The 20,803-nt window shown below is 58.4% G+C and carries 17 protein-coding genes and 1 pseudogene; 12 read left to right on the forward strand and 6 right to left on the reverse strand.

Features of this window, described 5'->3' with window-relative positions; translation table 11 throughout:
- Positions 1 to 7: 7 nt before the first annotated feature.
- The 6 genes from JY391_RS05320 to JY391_RS05345 are packed head-to-tail and all read right to left on the reverse strand — an operon-like array spanning position 8 to position 7,314.
- Positions 8 to 400, reverse strand: coding sequence for a DUF4280 domain-containing protein (locus tag JY391_RS05320; RefSeq protein ID WP_042288418.1), 393 nt, complete (start codon positions 398 to 400; stop codon positions 8 to 10).
- Positions 397 to 1,317, reverse strand: a complete 921-nt coding sequence (locus JY391_RS05325) for a type VI secretion system ImpA family N-terminal domain-containing protein (protein WP_211935338.1) — start codon at positions 1,315 to 1,317, stop codon at positions 397 to 399. The genes JY391_RS05320 and JY391_RS05325 overlap by 4 nt, the downstream gene beginning before the upstream one ends.
- On the reverse strand, positions 1,317 to 4,868 hold the full coding sequence (locus JY391_RS05330; protein WP_211935339.1) for a type VI secretion system protein: 3,552 nt from the start codon (positions 4,866 to 4,868) through the stop codon (positions 1,317 to 1,319). Before JY391_RS05330 ends, JY391_RS05325 begins: the two co-directional genes overlap by 1 nt.
- Positions 4,865 to 5,611, reverse strand: a complete 747-nt coding sequence (locus JY391_RS05335; protein WP_211935340.1) for a DotU family type IV/VI secretion system protein — start codon at positions 5,609 to 5,611, stop codon at positions 4,865 to 4,867. Before JY391_RS05335 ends, JY391_RS05330 begins: the two co-directional genes overlap by 4 nt.
- On the reverse strand, positions 5,595 to 6,932 hold the full coding sequence (gene tssK / locus JY391_RS05340; protein ID WP_211935341.1) for a type VI secretion system baseplate subunit TssK: 1,338 nt from the start codon (positions 6,930 to 6,932) through the stop codon (positions 5,595 to 5,597). Before tssK ends, JY391_RS05335 begins: the two co-directional genes overlap by 17 nt.
- Position 6,933: 1 nt before the next feature.
- Positions 6,934 to 7,314 carry a T6SS protein Cts2N gene (locus JY391_RS05345; RefSeq protein WP_229264093.1) on the reverse strand — a complete coding sequence of 127 codons (381 nt, stop codon included), beginning with the start codon at positions 7,312 to 7,314 and terminating at the stop codon, positions 6,934 to 6,936.
- A 462-nt stretch (positions 7,315 to 7,776) separates the two neighbouring features.
- Here JY391_RS05345 and tssB point away from each other — a divergent pair, with 462 nt between their 5' ends.
- The 12 genes and pseudogenes from tssB to JY391_RS05405 all read left to right on the forward strand — a co-directional run.
- Positions 7,777 to 8,289 carry a type VI secretion system contractile sheath small subunit gene (gene tssB, locus JY391_RS05350; protein WP_211935342.1) on the forward strand — a complete coding sequence of 171 codons (513 nt, stop codon included), beginning with the start codon at positions 7,777 to 7,779 and terminating at the stop codon, positions 8,287 to 8,289.
- Between the two features lie 18 nt (positions 8,290 to 8,307).
- Positions 8,308 to 9,789, forward strand: a complete 1,482-nt coding sequence (gene tssC / locus JY391_RS05355) for a type VI secretion system contractile sheath large subunit (RefSeq protein ID WP_211935343.1) — start codon at positions 8,308 to 8,310, stop codon at positions 9,787 to 9,789.
- 18 nt (positions 9,790 to 9,807) lie between these two features.
- On the forward strand, positions 9,808 to 10,293 hold the full coding sequence (locus tag JY391_RS05360; protein WP_042288398.1) for an Hcp family type VI secretion system effector: 486 nt from the start codon (positions 9,808 to 9,810) through the stop codon (positions 10,291 to 10,293).
- On the forward strand, positions 10,293 to 10,673 hold the full coding sequence (gene tssE / locus JY391_RS05365) for a type VI secretion system baseplate subunit TssE (RefSeq protein WP_205612403.1): 381 nt from the start codon (positions 10,293 to 10,295) through the stop codon (positions 10,671 to 10,673). The genes JY391_RS05360 and tssE overlap by 1 nt, the downstream gene beginning before the upstream one ends.
- A gap of 19 nt (positions 10,674 to 10,692) precedes the next feature.
- On the forward strand, positions 10,693 to 12,414 hold the full coding sequence (tssF, locus tag JY391_RS05370) for a type VI secretion system baseplate subunit TssF (protein ID WP_211935344.1): 1,722 nt from the start codon (positions 10,693 to 10,695) through the stop codon (positions 12,412 to 12,414).
- Positions 12,378 to 13,301 carry a type VI secretion system baseplate subunit TssG gene (locus tag JY391_RS05375; RefSeq protein WP_211935345.1) on the forward strand — a complete coding sequence of 308 codons (924 nt, stop codon included), beginning with the start codon at positions 12,378 to 12,380 and terminating at the stop codon, positions 13,299 to 13,301. Before tssF ends, JY391_RS05375 begins: the two co-directional genes overlap by 37 nt.
- 12 nt (positions 13,302 to 13,313) lie before the next feature.
- The gene (gene tssH / locus JY391_RS05380; RefSeq protein ID WP_211935346.1) at positions 13,314 to 15,812 is read left to right on the forward strand and encodes a type VI secretion system ATPase TssH; all 2,499 of its coding nucleotides are present in this window, start codon (positions 13,314 to 13,316) and stop codon (positions 15,810 to 15,812) included.
- 23 nt (positions 15,813 to 15,835) lie between these two features.
- Complete coding sequence (locus JY391_RS05385; protein WP_211935347.1) at positions 15,836 to 16,426, forward strand: hypothetical protein; 591 nt, start codon at positions 15,836 to 15,838, stop codon at positions 16,424 to 16,426.
- 133 nt (positions 16,427 to 16,559) lie between these two features.
- Complete coding sequence (locus JY391_RS05390; protein ID WP_211935348.1) at positions 16,560 to 18,524, forward strand: type VI secretion system Vgr family protein; 1,965 nt, start codon at positions 16,560 to 16,562, stop codon at positions 18,522 to 18,524.
- 10 nt (positions 18,525 to 18,534) lie between these two features.
- Positions 18,535 to 19,056, forward strand: a complete 522-nt coding sequence (locus JY391_RS05395) for a toxin-antitoxin system YwqK family antitoxin (RefSeq protein WP_211935349.1) — start codon at positions 18,535 to 18,537, stop codon at positions 19,054 to 19,056.
- Between the two features lie 417 nt (positions 19,057 to 19,473).
- Positions 19,474 to 20,130, forward strand: a complete 657-nt coding sequence (locus JY391_RS05400) for a hypothetical protein (protein WP_211935350.1) — start codon at positions 19,474 to 19,476, stop codon at positions 20,128 to 20,130.
- A 320-nt stretch (positions 20,131 to 20,450) separates the two neighbouring features.
- A pseudogene (locus JY391_RS05405) lies at positions 20,451 to 20,735 on the forward strand (phage polarity suppression protein); the annotation flags it as partial.
- Positions 20,736 to 20,803 lie beyond the last annotated feature (68 nt).

Raw genomic sequence — 20,803 nt, forward strand, 5'->3', positions numbered from 1 at the left:
AGGAAAATTACGTCACGATGGTCGTCACCTGTCCCGGAAACACAATCTGAATCACGCCGCCCCAGTTGCACATCAGCTTCGACTGCGCGGTCAGGGCGGGCATGCCGCCCACCAGTATTGTCGGCGAACCGGGCATCCAGGGAGCTATGGTCACGGGAATGCAGGGCATCGGCGTCAGCACCCCGAGCGCCGCCGCGGTCGCGGCGGCCACGGTCGGGTTAGCCATACTGCTGCACATCCCGAACGGCAAAATGTTCACGAACGATTTGTTGTCCATGATATTCGCCATTGGCACGCTGTTTACCAGAGTACGGCTGATGGGCACTACGCACAGCGGGGAAGGCGCGAGGCCAAACGAGCATTGCAGCGTCGCGCCATTACATACTCCTGGACAACTCATGGTAAGACTCCCAGTTGCCGCCACAGTCGGCGGGCGGCCTCATCGCCGCTGATCAGTTCATTAAGCAACTCCGGCAGCGGCGTATTTCCCCACACACAGGCGCGCTGCAGCAGGTAGGGCACCGGGCTGTGCGGCTCGGTGCTCTGCAAGTAATCCGCGATCTGCCTGAGCATCTGATAGGCTTCTTCGCGGCTGCCGAAGGCCGCTCCATGGACAGGCATCGGTGCGGCTGGTTGCGCGGCTGGCAGTATCTGTTCAGGCAGTGCGCTGCCCAGTGCCTGTTGACAGGTTTTAATCTTTTGCTCCAGGTGGGTAAACGAGGGGGCAGAAGCCTCTGGCCAGTGCTGGCAGACGGCGTTCAGGCGTTGCAGCCATTCCAGGCTTGTCGCCAGCGCCTGCACAATCGGCGTCTGCTTCTCGGGGGAGAGAAATCTGGCAACGTTGCCCTGCTGCCACCCCGTCAACGACACGCTCTCATCCTCGGATAAAAACAGCGGCGCGTCAGCCACCAGCAGCGCGTAGCGCTGCGCCAGCCAGCTAAGCGGCGCGGCGCGATAGTCGTAATCACCCGCTTTAATTTGTGGATGCAACTCTGTCGGATAACGCTCCAGCGCCAGTACGGGCAGCGCCAGCGCATCGGGCAGGGCAAGCAGCCCGCGCAGGCGCAGCCACGCCTCGCCGAGCCAGCCCATGATCACCAGATCTTTACTGCCCGTGACGGTCAGTTCGCTGGCAATGCGGGCGACCGCTTCCCAGTCAGCGCGCCGGGGCGTGCTTTGCCAGACGCCGGTAGGCAGCGTCTCGTCATCCTGCTGGCGGGCGGCGACCAGTTGGTCAAACTCTGGCGAGTAGCGTATCGACTCGCCGCAGGGGCAGTCGGCGCGGACAGGGGCCAGCAGTGCTTCAATATGTTCCATTAATCCTCTCCTGATAATCCTTGTTCGGTGAGCCTTACCCAGGGCAACGGCGCTTTACCTTCCGCATCCAGTAGCACTACCTGTAAATACACGGTGGTCGTTGCGCGCAGTTGACCGTCGCCCACGGGAAGGGTGAAGCGCAGCGGCAGCGGCTGGGCCAGTGCGCCGCCGACGCGCTGTTGTGCAATCATTCGCAACAGCGACCACGCGCCTTGCCAGCGCCAGCGCCCCGTATCGCCGACAACGGTTATGCCTGGCTGTGATGCGCCCGGCAATGGCCGCCATGCGGAGTTTTTCGCCCAGCGCAGGCTTACGCTCAGAGCGTCGCCGCTGCGCCAGTGCAGATCCACCTCTGCGCCGCCGGGGTAGCTGAGAGTCTGTTGATTTCCGCTCAGCCGCCAGTCGACTATTTGATCTGCGCCGGACTCGTTATTGCGCGAGGTGCGCCAGAGGACGCGTACCGCAACACCCTTCGGTGAGACGAGAGCCGCCAGCAGCGGTTTTGCCGCTGCCAGTTGTTGGATCAGCGGCGGCTGTCCGGTCAGAGATTCCGGCGGCAGCGTATCAAGCAGTACGGTAAGTTCGCGGACCCGATCAACATCTGCGTCCGGCGCGTGCGGCACGGCGGTAAACGGGAAATGCCCCGCCAGCCAGACGTTGTACAGGTTGAAGATCTTCTGCGTCGTGCTGACGCTGGCCTGCTGGCGCAGCTGACGGCAGTTTTGCTGCGCGGCGCCGACCAGCGCTGTCAGCGACTGGCTGTAAAAATCATTGCCGCCGGAGGCGGTGAACTGCGCCAGTTCGTTCTGGCAGTTTTGCGCGGTCAGGGTCGGCAGCGCGGTTGCGAGGGTGGTCATTTGCGCCGGGGGACTGGTCGGGTCCTGCTGTAGCAGACGCTGCATGGCGTTCAGGGAATTAACCCAGCGGACGATTTGCTGATTCTCCGCCGCCGACAGCCATGGGCGTTGTCCGTCAAGCCAGGTGACGTCCTGTTGATAGCGGGTGAGCGTGGCGGAGATCTGTTCCGCCTGGGCCGTCGACCAGGCGGCGATCCGTTCGCCACTGGCCTGCGCCTGCTCCGGCGTGGCGTAGGCGATCGCGGGAGGCGCCATGTTTGGCAGCAGCGCGCCGCCCTGCTGGCTCACCCGCGCCATGACCTGCGCTGCGATTTGCTGGCGCAGCCGGGCGGCGAGCTGTGGTCGGGCGAGTTGACTAAAGGCGTCGATTACCCGGTCCGCATCGGCAATGCTGACAGCGCTTCCTTGCGCCGAATCTGGCGCGTCCGCATACAGCGCCAGGTTCATGGCGTTCTCCACCGCGTTCTGCGCCAGCGCGACCAGCTTTGGCCGCCACAGACTGTCAGGCAATTGCTGGACATAGCGCTGGTAACCGCTGAACAACTGCTGTGCCTGCTGCAACTGAAGTACGCCAGGATAGCCCGTGCTGGCTATCGGCGTCAGGTCCACGCCACGCTGCCAGAAAGGGTGGTTGAGCAGATCGCGCAGACTTTTTTGCAGGGCGAGAATATCCGGCGAAACGCTGAAATTGCCATCTGGTGACTGTTCGGTTAACGAAGAAAAATGCAGCCGCGAATCATCCACTTGCGCCATGAAGCGCTGGCGTAGCAGCGCTTCATGGCGTAGCAATTGCGGAATGACGCGATTGTCGATAAGCCGCAGACCGCGCGCCTGGGTCAGTAGCTCATCAAGGGGAAGCCGGACAGGGGAGTGCGCCGCGTCGCGGCTCAGGTTATTGATGGTCGCCAGCGTTGCCTGCAGACGACCAATCTGGCGCACCAGCGAGCGGACGAACAGTGGCGTGATCCGCGTATCGTTACTGAACAGCGCCAGGAGTTTCTCCAGCCGTTCTTCGCTGTCATCGAGACTGGCGTCCCCATAGTTCTGTTCCAGCCAGCGCATCGTTTCACGAGAAAACAGCTCGCTGTTTCGCCGGGTCAGTTCGCTGGCGTCCGGCAGATGCAGAGGGGCGATGTTGAGAGTGGCGAACAACGCATTCAGGCTGTCTTGCGCGGGCAAAGAATCAACGTCAACGGTGACCCCCCAGATGGAGGACGAGACGTTCGCCAGCGTCGTGACTGTCGGCTGTTTTACCTGCAATAGCTGAAGTAGCGGCAGATAGCGGGTCTCCATCTGCTTTGTTTCTCCCAGCAGCGCCTCAATCTGCCGGTAGCGTTCGTCCGGCAGCAGATCTTCCCGCGCGTCCTCTTCGTTGCTCAGGACGTGGTTTTGCTGACAGACGCCGTTAGCGGCGGGCAGCAGCAGGCTGGTCAGGGTGGCGCTATGCAGGGTCTCGCGCAGCTTGCCGTCCGTACGGCTGAACAGCGAACCCGGCCAGACGACGGAGCTGAACTGCCACTGCGGAATGGCATTGAGAATGCGCCAGTAAAAAGCGGCTGTACGCTCGCCGGGCGCGCCGGGTTCTGCGGTCTGGCTGGCGAGCAGTTGCAGGCGATCGTGCAGCAGCAGGGCGTTGGTGTGCTGATACTGCCAGCGCCAGGTCATCACGGCCAGCCACAGCACGCACAGGCAACTGTAGCAGGTGAGGGTAACAAACTGCCGTCGCAGGTTCAGACGCAGCAGTCGGCGAACCGGCATCGCCAGTCCGCGTTCGGCGGCGATTTTCCCGTCCAGCAGGTTCTGGCAAAACTGCATCTGCGGCTTATCGTCCGTTATGCTGCGGGCAACGAACCAGATGCCGCGCAGCAACGGCGGTTCGTCACGGGCATTGTTGCTGAGTAGCGAATCAAAATAATCATGCAGCGGCGTGGCGAGGGGCAGAAAAGACGCCGGCAGGCGAAACAACGACGGGGGAGTCTGCCCATTCAGGGCGCCGAGTTCGCAAATTACCTGACGCAGGGCGTGACGGGTGTTGTCCAGCGCATCGTCGATCCACTGCGGCTTCCAGACAGCCTCCCGGGCCACCGGAATGGGGCTGCCAATAGCACTGCGTCGCGCCTGCTCCGGCAGCATTTCCAGCAGCGCCTGCATGCCGTCCAGGCTCTCAAGACCGCCGATCAGCAGATAAATCGGCAGGCTTAGCCCGCACACCTGTTGGATCTGTTGGCAGTTATTGAGCAACTGAACGCGGGTGTTATCGCCGCCGATCAGCGATTCCAGCGGCAGAGTGACGATCAGCGCATCGAGCGGGCGCTGGGGGCGGCTTCTTACCAACGCTGCAAGGGTTTTTTGCCATTCGTTCTGGCGGATAAGATGTTTCTTGCCGGGGTTTTGCAGGGCCTGGGGCACACAGAGCAGGCTGCACTGCGGATTAAACCACCACTGTCCAAACCAGTGCTCCAGCCCGTCGGTGAGTGACCAACTGCGACAGAGCAGGCGATTCATTTCTTCGTCGCCCAGCATCAAAATACGCGTACTGTCATAGCGATCCTGCCCGCCACAGGCTCGCTGTATCTCCTTCTGCGCGCGGTTAAAGGCGTTATTACGGTAGTCCCATTGCCACCAGACGACCCAGCAGGTCAGCGCCAGTAAAACCAGTACGATAATCACCAGCGTCAGCCAGGGCTGCGTCATGGTTTATCCCCTCCGCAGATCTGGCCGATCGAAAAGGTCGGCAGCGTAGTGGCGCCAATGGCGTCTTCAATGCTCAGCCAAAGCCGCTGGCTTAACAGCAATAGCGCCAGCAGCACGATGATGCCAATCAGGTGCAGGCGCGAGTTGTCGGGTAAGCGTCGGCGGAGCGGGAGCTGTAGCGGCGAACCCAGTGAGTTGGCGTCAAGCCGTGCTGCGATCCCGTCAGCCGCCGCGTCCTGCTGGAAGGCGAAGCGCCAGAGTAGCCGGCAGGTCTCCTGATGCGCCTGAGCATCAAAATCGCTGCGTCTGACGCCAAAGCCGAGCGTCAGGCAGCGCAGGTAGAGGGCGGCCAGATCGCGCTCGGCTGGGTTGCGCGCTTCAAGCAGGGTTTGCACGCGCAGAGGAAAACGATCGCCCGCGCTGTGGCTCTGCCACAGGTGATATTCCAGCGGGCACGTCTGCCAGAAGCTCAGCGCGGGCCAGTCGCTGTAGAGTACGGTTTCATCAATCAGCGCCACCAGGGCATAAACCGCGGCGTCGATATGCGCATGGAACGGTGCGCCCAGCTCAAGGTTCAAACGTCGGCCATATTCCGCCACCGTCTGGCAACTGTAGTCAAACGCCTCGCGGTGCAGTTCTGGCGGGGGAAGCATGGTGCTTTTCCAGTGTTCAAACTGTGCCAGCCAGCGGGAAAATACGTCGTCAAACAGGCGACAGGCGGGCATATCAGGCGCGATCGGCATCGTCGTGATCCTCCTGGCGGTAAAGCACAATCCGTTCCGGTATGACGTCGGTTTCATGTAGCGGCGCGATAACCAGCGGCGTCTCTTTTTCAAACCACTGCGTGGTGAGGGTCAGCGAGAACAGGGCGATGGCGGGGTCGGTTTCCCATTCTCCGCGCTTCTCTGCCGCCAGTGGCGTAATGCCCATGCCGTGCATCCGCTGGCGTCGCAGGATCGCCAGAAACGGCTGGCTGGCAATCAGGCTTTGCCGGAGCCAGGACTCCGCCGACAGCGTGCCGCTGTGCGGCATCAGCACGCCGAGGGTTATCCGTTCCCCGGCGTTAATCCCCGTCGGCAACATCAACGCGAAGTGGTTCTCCTGGTGGCTGAAGTGCAGCCGCAGCAGGCGACGGCGGATACGGGCAAGCTGAGTGTTCAGTTGGGTAAAGAGTGTGGCGAAGCCGGGCAGCATGTCTTGATAGTCAAACCTGGGCAGCAGCGGCAGGGTTTTCTCTTCGCTGAGGATTGCCGTCTGGCCGGTAAACAGACAGAGCGCGCGCCAGAGGTCGAGCGGGTGCGGCTTGCCGCTGTTCAACAGGCACTCCAGCAGCGGCAATGCTCCCTGCAGGCTTTGCAGCGACAGGGCCAGCCTGAGCCAGTCGGTGGTCTGCTGATTCTGCTGCGCTAACTGCATCTCCCGGCTAAGAAAAAGGATTTTTTCCCGCGCCTGTAGACAGAGGTGACGGGTATGGCGAATCAGGTAGCTGCTTTCGCTCAACGCCGGCGTGGGCGCGAACCAGTCGTTTTGCCGGAAGCCGCCTTCGGTATAAACAACCTGAAGCAGCGGCAGACAGACGGAGTCGGTACGTTCGTGCTGGCTGATTAGCCGCGGCGCGGGCTGCCAGAGCGGAATGCTTTCGGGAAACTCGCCGCTGGCGAGATCGGGCAGCGGCGCGCTGTTAATGGAGCGATAGCGGGTATTCATGAGTTGCCAGATCCCCGCGCGGTTTGCCGGAGCAACGGCCAGCCAAAGCGCGTGCGCGCTGTCGGGAGAGGCTGGCAGCAGGGCGGCGCAGTCAAATTCCAGCGGCGGATCGCGGCTGATATCGTAGTCCACCGGCAGACCGTCGGGCATGATCGCTTCCAGGCGTAGCAGTCGCAGCATGCCTGCGCACAGCGCCGCGTCATCCACTTCCATCCGGATGACGCCCCAGAAACAGGGGTTGGCGCAGTGGGCGAGGGCGGCAGCGAGGGCGTCGTTACGCAGCGACTGTAACTGAAAATGCTGGGGCAGCATCGCCATCCCTTCATACCAGCAAACCATTTCGGGAATTGCGTTCATATTACTTTCCTTGAGCAGACGCGATAACCGCCTCATCCGTCATCAACAGCAAATGCAGAGAATCCCGTTTGTCCAGCCGTAACCGGTGATCGCCTTCACTGCGGTAGCGGGCGAACAGCACCAGCGCTTCCGCCGGCGCGCCGCGAAGCGGATTATCTTCGGCGACAAAGCGTGAACCGGGCACCAGTTCCAGAGACCAGACGCGGAGTCCGCCGGGGGCGTCGCGCAGCAACTGCGATCTGGCGTTAAACCATTGTGCCGCCGAAAGCGCCTGAATGGTGGGAACCAGCGAGGCGTCGGCAATAGCGACAATATCCACGGCGACAGGCGCGTTATCATTGGCATCGGGTGCCGTATCAATGGTGACTGCATTTAATTGCACTTGGGATTGCCACAATGAACAGGCGCAAATTTGCATGCAGAATAAACTGAATAAAATAATGTACAGCGAACGGCACAGGCTGGAAGTCATATAAAATCCTTTTATATCCCCGCTAAGAAAATAGTTAATGCAGGGAAAAGATTTTTTGATTTAAATCATTATTTGGCACGGCATACAAAAGATAAATGTTAAATTTAACATATTCAAAGAGCTAATGTTTTCATCCAAAAATATTTTTTTGATTTTTGTTTGTTTGTAATTTATTGATTTTTATATATTAATTTTTTGTTGATTGATTTTAATCAAATGGGAATGTCATGATGAATAAGTAAAAATTAGGTTGAAATTTATTTGTTGTTGTGTTTTTTATAACAGAAAGCGTTATTCAGGAGTCGTGCTCGCGAATTAAAAGGTGTCATATCTTTGACATCAGGAATATTTTTGCATAAAAAAGGATTGATCATGGCAGAAAGCATTCAGCATAAACTCAACAGAATAAGGCCGCCGCGCGTTCAAATTACTTATGATGTTGAAACCGGTGGCGCCATCGAGAAAAAAGAATTGCCTCTGGTTGTGGGTATTCTGGCTGATTTATCCGGCCAGCCCATTTCCCCGCCGGAAAAACTCCGCGAGCGTCGGTTCGTTGAAATCGACCGCGATAACTTTGATGACGTGCTCGCGTCCATCTCTCCCCGGTTGGCGATGCAGGTGAACAACCGTCTGGCGAACGATGGCAGCAAATTCAACGTCGAGCTGAATTTCAAAACCTTCGAAGACTTCACGCCCCTCAACATTATCAACCAGATTAAGCCCCTCCAGCGCCTGCTTCTTGCCCGCCAGCGTCTGCGCGATCTGCTGACCAAGCTGGACGGCAATGACGATCTGGACATGTTGTTGCAGAAGGTGATCACCGACAACACCGAGCTACAGGCGCTGCGCCCGGCAACGAAAGACACTCCGGTGGATAACGCGTAACCGAAAAGGAGACGGACAATGGATAATGTTCAGGAACAGGTTGAAACCGGCGGGCAGACGGTCACGCTAAGCGTACTGGATCGTATCATTCAGGAAGGCCGCATGGCGCGCGACGAGCTACAGCAGACCTACGCGCGCGACATGCTGGAAGAGTTGGCGACGCAAATTCTTGACGAAGGCATGGTCGTGGAAAGCGACACCATCGCCATGATCAACTATCGCATTGCGCAAATTGACGAACTGATCAGCGCTCAGCTTAACGAAGTCCTGCACCACCCCGATATGCAGAAGCTGGAAGCCAGTTGGCGCGGCCTGCATCAGTTTGTGATGAATACCGAAACCAGCTCTCGTCTGAAACTGCGCCTGTTGAACGTTTCGCGTAAAGCGCTACAGGACGATCTGGAAAAAGCGGTTGAATTCGACCAGAGCACCTTGTTCAGGAAGCTGTATGAAGAGGAGTACGGCACTTTCGGCGGCAACCCCTACAGCGTGCTGGTTGGCGACTTTGAATTTGGCCGCCACCCGCAGGACGTGGCGCTGCTGAAGAAGATTTCGCAGGTGGCCGCTGCCGCTCACGCGCCGTTTATCGCCGCCGCCAGCCCGCGTTTGTTCGACATGGGATCGTTCGCCGAGCTGAGCGTGCCGCGCGATCTGGCGAAGATCTTCGAGAGCAGCGAGCTGATCAAATGGCGCTCCTTCCGCGAAAGCGAAGATTCCCGCTATGTGTCGCTGGTGTTGCCGCACGTGTTGCAGCGTCTGCCGTATGGGCCGGACACCGTGCCAGTGGAAGGGGTTAACTTTGTTGAGGACGTTGACGGGCTGGACGCCAGCAAATACCTGTGGGGCAACGCCGCCTGGGTGCTGGCTAACCGGATCACCGAGGCGTTCGCGCTCTACGGCTGGTGCGCGGCGATCCGCGGCGCGGAAGGCGGCGGACTGGTGGAGCATCTTCCGGCGCACACGTTCTCCACCCCTTCCGGCGACATCAGCCTGCGCTGCCCGACGGAAATCGCCATTACCGATCGCCGTGAGAAGGAGCTTAACGATCTCGGCTTTATCGCCCTGTGCCACAAGAAGAATACCGATACCGCCGCCTTCTTTGGCGGGCAGACCACCAACCAGGCGAAGATCTACAACACCCCGGAAGCCAACGCCAACGCGCGCATTTCGGCGATGCTGCCCTATATCCTCGCCGCCTCCCGCTTTGCTCACTATCTGAAGGTGATCATGCGCGACAAGATCGGCAGCTTTATGAGCCGCGACGAGGTGGAAAGCTATCTCAACAACTGGATTGCCGACTATGTGCTGCTGCGCGACACCGCCCCGCAGGAGATCAAGGCGCGTTATCCGCTGCGTGAGGCGCGCATCGACGTCAGCGAAGTGCCCGGCAAGCCGGGGGTTTATCGCGCCGTAGTGTTTCTGCGCCCGCACTTCCAGCTCGAAGAGCTGACTACCTCGATTCGCCTGGTGGCGGAACTGCCGCCGCCGGCCGCGGCCTGATCGTTAAGGAGATAAACCATGGATGCGATTTTTTTAAAGCTGGACAACATTACCGGCGAAAGTCAGGTGAAAGGGTTTGAGAAGCAGATCGAGATCATGTCCTACAGCCATAACGTGGCGATGCAGGTCACCAACGACGTCAGCAATACCGAGCGCACTTCCGGGCGCGCTCACGTCGGCGAATTCTCGCTGACCAAGTTTGTCGACCTCGCCACCCCGGTGCTTAACGAATACTGCTGCAGCGGGAAGGTCATTCCCACGGCGTTGCTGACGCTGTGCCGTAACGACAACGGCAATATGCTGCCGTTTATTGTCTACACCTTAAGCAACGTCATTATTTCGCACCTGAGCGTCAGCGGCGGATCCGGCGGCAAGCCGGTGGAGACCATGTCACTGAACTTCACGAAAATTAAATGGGAAATCACCGCCCAGAAATCGGCAGGGCAGAAAGAGGGGAACTCCTCCTCCGTCTGGGATATGGCGATGAACCAGAAAGATAAATGATGATGTCGTCGTCCGTTCCGGTTGCGCTGCTCGACAGGCTGGGAGATGAGAATGTCCCGCCGCGTGAGTCGGTGCGCCGCGAACTGATCCGTCTGTTCAACGCCCGCGCCTCGCAGGAGGCCGAAGAGCTGCCGCCGCTGCTTGTATGGGGCATGCCCGAATGGCACGGACTGAATGCGGACGACGAACGGGCGCTCAGCCAGTTCTGTCGCCAGCTGCGCAGCGCGATTTTGCGCCTTGAGCCGCGGATCGTGGCGCTGACGGTGAGCGTGAAGGATGCGCGCCAGCAGACGCTGGCGCTGCATATCGACGCGCAGCTATGGAATGACGACGCGCCGCTGCTACTGGAGTTGTGCTGGCGCAACGGCAACTGGCAATAGGCGATACAAAGGAAGATCAATGGACGATCGGCTGCTTGATGATTACCTGCAAGAACTGCGGTGGCTGCGTGCGGCCAGCGGCGAGTTTGCCCGTCGCCATCCGCAGGTGGCGGCCCGCCTGCGTTTAAGCGAGTTTGACTGCCCGGACCCTCACGTTGAGCGGTTGCTGGAGGGCTTCGCGCTACAAAGCGCCCGCTTGCACCAGCGGCTGGACGACGGCTTTGGCGAGCTGAGCGAGTCGCTGCTGGAGCAGCTTTCTCCGCACCTGATGCGTCCTTTTCCCTCGACCGCGACCGCCTGTTTTACCCCCGATCCGCTGGCGGGCGACCTGACGCGCGGCTATGTCCTGTCCGCCGGAACGCCGCTCTATGCGCTGACCGCGGAGGGGAAAACGGTCTGGTGGCGCACCGCCCTGGAGCAGACCCTGTGGCCGGTGGCGATTGACTCGCTTGAATGGTGCGATGCCGCGACCGCGCAGCATTACTGCGGGCAGCCCCACGCGCGCGGCGCGTTGCGCATTCGCCTGCGCTGCCTGGCGCCGCACCGCTTTTCGCAGCTGGCGATGACCTCGCTGCGCGTACATCTTTGCGCTTCGCCGCAGGTTAACGCTGTGCTTTTTGATTTGTTCTACGCTCACGTTATCGGGCCGCGGCGCCCGCAGCCGGTGGGCGTGCAGAACGCGGCGCGCATTTTGCCGTTTGATGCCGCCACCCCCGCCAGCGGGCTGGCGCTGAGCGCGTGGATGCACTGTCCGCAGGCGTTGATGTATTTCGATTTGCCGTTGCCGCCGGGGCCGGATGACGACGCGATGACCCTGTGGATCCCCTTTGACCGCGCCCCGCAAACGGCACTGCCTTTGCAACTGGGCGATATTCGTACCGGCTGTGCGCCGCTGGTCAACTTATTTACCCGTACCTCAGAACCGCTGATCGCCGAACATACCCGCAGCGAACAGCGGCTGGTGGCGGATCACAACGACAGCGCCATGCAGATCTATCGTATCCAGGATCTGTGGATGAGCAGCCGCGACGCGGCGTGGCGCGTGCCGCCTTATTATTCAGCGCAGGGGCATAGCGACGCCCGCTGGTTCTGGCATGCGCGGCGCCATCGCGCGCAGGGCAATACGCTGTGGCTCACCCTGGTGGACAGCCGCTTCGACCCGGCGGAACCGCCGGAAGAGGCCAGCCTGACGGCCAGGCTATGGTGCAGCAACGGCGAGACGCCCCTGACGCTGGCGGCTGGCACGTCGCTCACTTTCGAACAGCCCGGCCCGGTGGCGCAGGTGCGTCTGCTGGGTACGCCGACAACGCCTTCCGCCCCCGCTGCGCAGGACGACGCGCGCTGGCGGCTGGTCTCTTCGCTGGCGCTCAACCACCTGTCGCTCACCGAAGGCGAAACGGCGCGGGCGTCGCTGAAGGAGATGCTGGCGCTCTACGCTCCGTCCGGCGCGTCGCCTGCCTTCTGGCAACAGATTAACGGTATCAGCGCCCTGCGCTGCGAGCGGGTAAGCGAACATCGCGGCGGCGAGGCCTGGCGCGGCTGGCGCAACGGTATTCGGGTGACGCTGACGCTTGATCCACAGGCCTTTACCGCCAGCAGTCGCCTGTTGTTTGCCGCGATTATCGCCCGCTATCTGGCGCAGAACGCGACGGCGAACTGCTTTGTACAGTGTGTCTTACAGGATGAAGGGGAGGCGCTGCCGCTATGGCGCGATACCGGAGAAACGGCGCTGACAGTATAGCTGAGCGACTGCGGCGCGAGCCGTGGCGTTTTTCGCTCGAGCAGTACGTCAGGCTGGCTGAACTGCGCGGAGAGATCCCCGAGCTGTGCGGCGACTATAGGCTGGCCTTTGCGCCCGCGGAGATCGGCGTGCAGCGCGATGGCCGCCTGCGGGTATGCAGCCTCGGACCGGGCGGCGCCGACGGCGTGCTGCCCTACGGCTGGCTGGAGTGGCTGCAGCAGGCGACCCAGGACAAAAACGCCGCGCCGCAGGATTTTCTCAACCTGTTTCAGCGGCGGCTGATTGAACACCACTGCCGCAGCCTGAGCCTCTGGCGGCTGGCGACACCCTATGCCGCGCGGGAGCATGCGCCGGGCTTCGCCATCATGCGCGCGCTGTGTGGCTTTGACTCGACGACCATGCAAGGACGCGGGTCGCCCCGCCTGTTGGCGCAGAGCGGGCTGCTGGCGAACCGCAGGCGATCGACGGAGGGCTTTATCGCCCTTGCGGCGGCGATGCTTAACGTCACGCTGCGCACAGAAGCGTTTATCGGACGCTGGCAGACGCTGCCGCCCGCGTCGCAGGGGCGCACCGGCAGCCGCCTGGGCCGCGACAGCGTGGCGGGCAGACGCGCCTGGAACCAGCATGCGGCGCTGCGGGTATATCTGGATATTGCTGACGCCACGCAGTGGCGGGCATTTTTGCCCGGCGGCGAGGGGTTTCAGGCCCTCTGCCAGTTGGGGCAAATCTGGTTTGGCGCAGGCGTGTCGCTGGAACTGATGATGCGCGGCGCGCTGACGCTGGGCACCACGTTAACCCGCGACCGCCCGCCGCTTCTCGGGCGCACCGCGCAGCTCAGGGGGCGCGGAACGTCATCGTTCTGCAACCGACAACATCTTAAGGATTAAGGAGAACGCCGCATGGATTTAAAAGCGCTGGTACAGCGACTGAACCCGATCTGCTTTCGCGCGCTGGAACAGGCCGCGGAGCGTAGCCGGGCGCAGGGACACTGGTTTGTGGAGCCTGAGCATCTGCTGCTGGCCCTGCTGGACGACGAGCACAGCGATCTGGCGTGCTGCCTCAGCGGCGCGGGGATTGCCGCCGACGCGCTGCGCGACGAAATCCGACGCGCCCTGGCGCAGTTCAAAACTGGCTGTACGCGGATGCCGATCTTTTCCATACAACTGGCAGAACTGCTGGAAGGGACGCTGCTGTTGGCCTCCCTCCGCCAGATGAAGAACGTACGTTCCGCGCTGCTGCTGCTGACGCTACTTACCCGAGAGCGCCTGCGCGCCCAGCTGGCGCTGGGGATGCCGCTGCTGCTGAAGATCCCCGCCGAAACGCTGGAAGAACAGTGGCAGATCTGGTGTCGCGGCTCCGCTGAAACGGTGTGCAATGCGCCAGGCGAAGCCCCGGCGGTTGGCGATGAGAACGTGCTGGAACAGTACACCTATGATCTCACCCACGACGCCAGAGAGGGGCGGATCGATCCGATTATCGGGCGCGACGCCGAGATCCGCCAGTGCATTGATATTCTGCTGCGCCGTCGGCAGAACAACCCGATTCTGGTGGGCGCGCCCGGCGTCGGTAAAACCGCCGTCGCCGAAGGGCTGGCGCTGCGCATCGCTGAAGGCAGCGTGCCGCCGCCGCTGCGCGATGTGGCCCTGCTGGCGCTCGATCTCGGCCTGTTGCAGGCGGGCGCAGGGGTGAAGGGGGAATTTGAGCAGCGGCTGAAAAGGGTGATCGAGGCGGTAAAAAAATCCCCGCAGCCGATCATTTTATTTATCGACGAGGCCCACACGCTGATTGGCGCGGGCGGCGCCGAGGGCGGCAGCGACGCCGCCAACCTGCTGAAACCCGCATTAGCGCGCGGCGAGCTGCGCACCATCGCCGCCACGACGTGGCAGGAGTACAAAAAGTATTTCGAGAAGGACCCGGCGCTGGACCGCCGTTTTCAGCGTATTCAGATCGAAGAGCCGGACGAGGAGAGCGCGGTGGTGATGCTGCGGGCGGTGGCCGACAAGCTGGAGGCGCATCACGGGGTGCAAATCCTGGATACCGCCATCCGTGAGGCGGTGCGCCTGTCGCAGCGCTACATCTCCGGACGTCAGCTGCCGGACAAGGCCATCAGCGTGCTCGACACCGCCTGCGCGCGGGTGGCGCTGGCGCAGCATGACGTGCCGCCCGCGCTGGAAGAGATCCGTCAGCAGCAGGCGGCCTTCGAAGAAGAGAGCGCGCGCCTGAACCGCGAGCTGCTGGTGGGCGTCGATCATCACGATCGGCTGTGCGAGCTGGAGGCGCAGGCGCAGAAGTTACAGCTGCAGGCGCGGGAGGTGGAAGAGCGCTGGCAGGATGAGCGTCAGCGGGTCGGCGAGTTACTGGCCGCCCGCCAACGGATGCTGGATTTGAGCGCGCAGCCGGAAGACGACGAGCTGGAGCAGGCGCTGGTGGAGTGCGCGGCGCTGATCGGCAAGCTGGAAACCGCCGCCGCCCAGCTGCGCGACGAAGTGCCGCTGGTGCCGGACTGCGTGGATGCCGCCACCGTGGCGGCGGTGATCGGCGGCTGGACGGGTATTCCGCTCGGGCAGATGCTCACCGACGAAGCCCACGCCCTGCGCACGCTGGTCGAACGGATGAGCGAGCGGGTGATGGGGCAACAGGCAGCGCTGGAAACCATCGCCCAGCGGCTGCGCGCTTACCGCAGCGGCCTGACCGATCCGCAAAAGCCGGTCGGCGTGTTTTTGCTGGTGGGACCCACCGGCGTCGGCAAAACTGAAACCGCGTATGCGCTGGCCGACGCCCTGTACGGCGGCGAACGCAATCTCATCACGATTAATCTGTCTGAATATCAGGAAGCGCACACGGTCAGCCAGCTCAAAGGCGCGCCGCCGGGCTACGTCGGCTATGGCAGCGGCGGGGCGTTAACCGAAGCGGTACGCCGCCGTCCTTACTCCGTGGTGCTGCTTGACGAAATCGAAAAGGCGCACCCGGACGTGCTGGAGGCGTTTTATAACGTCTTCGATAAAGGGGTGATGGAAGATGGCACGGGGCTTATCGTTGATTTTAAAAACACGGTAATGCTGGCGACCAGCAACGTCGGCGCGGAGTTAATTCTCGATACCCCTGCTTCTGAATTAAATAGCGAGCGGTTTAACGAGGCATTGCGCGAGGAGCTGTTGCGTCATTTCCGTCCGGCGTTTTTGGCGCGGATGACCACGGTGGCCTATCGGGCGCTGGATGAGGAGATATTAAAAGGGATTGTGTTGGCGAAACTGGAGAAATTAGCGCAGCGGTATTTTGTGGCGACGGGAGAGAGGTTGAATATGGATGAGGGGTTGGTCGAAAGGGTGATGGAGAAATGTAAGGGAGTCGGGGCCAGAGATGTTGAGAACCTGGTGGTTGGGGAAGTGATGGGGTAGGTATTGTTATATGTGGGGTTTATATGCCAATTATTTTTCATGAGTTAATTCCAGGAAATGCTGGAAACGCAGGATATGCCATTGCAAAGGAATTGGCATGTCAAACAGCTATCCATTTTAACGCAGTGGCTAATTTAGGTTTAGGAATTGCTAATGCTTCATGTAGAGCCGCTGTTGCTGTGGAAGCAAATCCAGGATTGGGCTTACCAAATGCAAATGATATTTTCGGTGCGGTAATGCCATTTGCTATTATTTATAGTAATTCACAATTTGCAGCAGGTGGTTTAGCTATGGGTATGGGGAATGGTGCTTTAGGGGGACATGCTGAACGAGCAGCACTTACAGCAGCCAATGGACTGCCACTATATATCATACCTGACACGACAAATGCTGTGCTATTTGTTGAATTAAGTCCATGTCAAGGCTGCTTTCATTGGCTCAACGGTATAAATGGAGTTGGGGTACCTAACCCCTATAATAATGTAATTAACAATGGCGGTGCGACCACCTTAAATGTTTGGTATGCCTGGTCACATCCAAACGATGTTGATCTGATGATTGCTTTTCATGGGATGTTACTTGCTCACCAACTTGCTAATATTATTCTGTGGTGATGTTGATATCTATATATAATTATCATTCATCATATTATAAATTGGTTTTTATTTATTAATGTGTAATTGTTTAGGTTTCGTTTCGATATTAAAGTTTGTGAGTCATAATGATTTTGATAACAAGGAGGTCCCCATGCCCGACACCACCATCATAAAACTCACTGCCCCAACCCTGACCGGCCTGACCGCCGCGACCGCGTACACCGACTCCCGGCTTAACGGCCTGACTACCGCCACCGTCGTGGGAACCACCGCCGCGCCGTTAACCCTCGATGCCGCGCTGGCGACCCATCTGACCGCCACCCTCAACAACGCCGACTATGACGGACTGATTGCCGAAGCGCACCAGCTTCCGGCGACCGGCAACGCCGATCGCTACCAGTTTGTGCTACGCCCGTGGCTGTGGTGGTTGACGCTTGCCAGCAACAACCGCGTCTTTCAGAACCTCAGTGCGCAGGAGATTGTCGAGAAGGTGTTTAAGGACGCCGGGTTTACCGACTACAAATTTCAGCTCAAGACCACACCATTAAAACGGGAATATTGCCTGCAATACAACGAAAGCGACTTCAATTTTGTCTCGCGACTGCTGGAGCAGGAGGGGATCTTCTGGTTCTTCACTCATGTGCAAGGTAAGCACACGCTGGTGCTGGCGGATGACAACAGCGCCTTTCCGCCCATTGCAGGCGACAAAAAGGTGAAGTATCAGGCGGCACAGAGCGGCGCACGGGAAACCGGCATGATTCGTTCGGCGCAGCTGCGTTTGCAGGCCACCGCGCAGGGGTTCCAGAGCAGCGATTATAACTACGAGCAGCCGAAAGCCGCGCTGTTCGCCCTGGCCGATGAGAAGAAGGGCGGCATGCAGTATCAGCACCCCGGCAGGTTCAGTGAAAAAGCGCAGGGCGACGCGCTGGCGGCGTGGAAGGTCAATGCCCTGAAGGCGCAGGCCAAACAGCTGGTGGGTGAAAGCGACTGCGCGGCGCTGATGGCCGGACACTGGTTTTCCTTAACCGATCACGATGACAAATCCCTGAACATCGACTGGCTGGTCACCGCTGTCAGTCATGAATACGATGGTGAACGCTATCGCAACCGCTTTACCGCCATTCCAAAGGCCACGCCGTATCGCCCGCTCGCCGTGACGCCGCAGCCCTTTATGCATACGCAAACGGCGACGGTGGTCGGCAAAAGTGGCGAGGAGATCTGGACCGATAAACTCGGGCGGGTAAAAGTGCAGTTCTCGTGGGACAGAGAAGGCAAAAGCGACGAAACCAGCTCCTGCTGGTTACGGGTGGCTACCGCCTGGAGCGGCAACGGCTTTGGCGCGCAGTTTATCCCGCGCATTGGCCAGGAAGTGGTGGTGAGCTTTATCGACGGCGACCCGGATAAGCCGCTCATTACCGGCTGCGTGTACAACGGCGCGAATGCATTGCCGTATGCCCTTCCGGCGAACCAGACCCAGTCCGGCATTAAAACCCACAGCGCAAAAGGTTTTAACGAACTGCGCTTTGACGATAAAAAAGACGCCGAGCTGCTGGCGATGCAGGCGCAGAAAGATTTCCAGCTTACGGTGCTCAACGACAGCAAAACGACTATCAGCCATGACGACATTCAGAGCGTCAAAAACGATCGCACCCGCACAGTTGAAGAGGGCAACGAAACCGTCACCCTAAAAAAAGGCAATCGTGCGGTGAAAATTGAGAAGGGCAGCGACACCCTGGAGGTGAAGGACAAGCGTAGCGTGACGGTGAAGGGCGATCAGGAACATGCCATCGACGGCAACGACACACATAAGGTGAAGGGCGACTACACGCTTAACGTCGACGGCAATTTGACCATCAAGGTCAGCGGCATGCTAACCCTGGAGAGCGGCAAAACCCTGAAAGTGAAAAGCGGGGCGGATCTTAACGCCAGCGCCTCGGGCAGCCTGAAGCTGGACGCGACCAACATCGCCAGTGAAGCAAAAGCCTCGTTGACCCAGAAAGCGGCAACCATCAGTCAGGAAGCAAAAGCGACTCTGACCAGCAAAGCCTGCGCCACCCAGACCGTGGACGGTGGCGGCATGCTGATTATTAAAGGCGGGATGGTGAAAATCAACTGACGGAGACGTGATGAACGAAACGCTGGAGCTTCAGCAGGATCGTACCCGCATTCAGGCCGGGCTGAGCGGCGGCCTGCTTAACGGCGAGACGCGCATTGAGGAGCACGGTCGACTGCTGGCGATCCTGCGTTATCAGCAGGGGTTACTGCACGGCAAAATGGAGAACTGGCACCCTAACGGACAACTGGCGCTGGAACAGGTGTTTCAGTACGGCAGGCTTCACGGCGTCGCACGCTATTATTCGCCAGAAGGAATGCTGGTGCGGGAAGAACACTGGCATGACGGCGAACTGCATGGCGAATGTCGCAGCTTTTACCCCTCCGGCGCGCTGCACCTGCGCGAACAGTGGCAACATGGTCTGAGGCATCAGTGCAGCGAACAATTTTACCCCGACGGCGCACGGGCGCTGCGGCAATATTATGATTGCGGGAAGCTGACAAAAGAGACTGAGCGCTGGCTGCCGGACGGCCGTGCAGTGAGTGCCGACGGCAAGCCCCAGTCGCGGTTGAGTAAATGGACCGAGCGGCTGTAATCTCACGTCCTTGTAATGGGTGGGGGAGGCGGTTGAGTTTGTTAGGGATTTTGATTTTTTGCGAGGAAGGGAAGGCGCAAAAAAGAGTGGCGATGATGTTGATATGGAAGTGGATTTATCTATTTGATTTTTAAGTTTATTGTTGTGGGTGGTATTTTTTGTACAGCTTGAGGTTCTGGTGGATTTTGAAGGCTTGTCGCTTATAATTGAGCTGAGTGATCTTTCATTCAGGCCGATCTGTGACAGAAGCGGATGTTAGTAAGCCCTCACAACATCAATTAGAGGGGAGTAGGTCACTCCAACCCTGCGGGTCTTCGCATAAAATGCCCGCAAAGGCTGTTTTATCGTTTACAAATAAAATATTAAGCTCTAATCTCAAAAAAATACAAGGATCTTAATAACAAAAAAGGTCACCCTATGGAATTATTATATTCGATCGAATGGTATCTAACGAAAATAAACAATGCGCAGTCAGCATTACTTGAAACCCCAGCGCCCGCAGATATTGGGCACTTAAGATTTAATCACGGCATATACATTGAGTCTATATTTTCACTAATAGATTATATGGATGATAATAAAACTGGCATAACTGAAGATATAAAAATAAATGTAGGTAGCGACTTATTCTATTTTAGAATGCTCAGGAATTCAATTGTACACCGTGGATTTGATCTTAGCACCCGAGGTACCGTTGTTAACGGTAATACACGAGTATTGACACCAGACAATGTTGTATATAAGGGAGAGATACTTCCAACACCTACAGAGCCGTTGCTATTGAAAGCAACAATGCTTTTAGATATTGTAATGAGAACAGTGCTCATCCAAAAGCTCAACAGTCTTGGGGCCTTAGAAGAAAAAGAAATAGATGAGGGTGAGGAATTTAAAAAACACTGTTCATTTATCGAAAATGATAAGCATATACCTTTATTTGTGAAGGAAATGTTTGTAAGAAATATTGAAGAAATAAAGATGGGCATAAATTTCGCAGAAGCAAATAGAGATGAAATTAACAAGTTAAAAGATAAGTTATCACCAGTCAAGACACTTATCTCGCTTTCAAAAATATAAGAACTTATATAAATAAGATTAAAAACATTCATGTGAGGGCTTTTTGGCGATTAGCTGATAATAATCTCCTGTTACCATTTGCAGACAGGACTCTCGGTTATAATCTGAACATAATCTATGAAAACACCATTTTCCAAAACGTCGCATTATCCATACTAATTAGACAAGCTGTACGTGATTTTTCCTGTCTGAGCCTAAGCTCCTGATCTCCTCCCGGAAAGACGAAGCTCTCTGATTTAGCACTGCACTGAATTTGGGCTAGGGTCACTCTGGCCGGGATCTCAAAAAAATGACTGGAACTAAAACGGGTCTATTTACACGCAGAGCTGACCGCCGCACTGGCACCGGAGCTGATGGGGATTAAGAACCAGCCCGCGATGATAAAAAACCGCGCGCTTGACCGTTCGATGGCATATCTCCGTGAGCCCCTTTCCGTCTGGCTGGCCGCAGGAAATGACATTAATTATTCTGCACAGGACAGCGATATTTTAACGGCCATCGGATATAGGCCTGACGCGCCTTCGCGGGATGATAATCGTGAAAAATTTACCCCTGCACAGAGCATGATTTTCGCCCGTCGACGCGCCGGACTGGCCGCGCGGTAGCCCGTCAAAAAATTCCCGTAAATCCCGCTATTTTTAATGAAATAAGCCATGCATCCATAAGGTGCATG

The sequence above is a fragment of the Citrobacter sedlakii genome (assembly GCF_018128425.1).
GTDB lineage: Bacteria > Pseudomonadota > Gammaproteobacteria > Enterobacterales > Enterobacteriaceae > Citrobacter_A > Citrobacter_A sedlakii.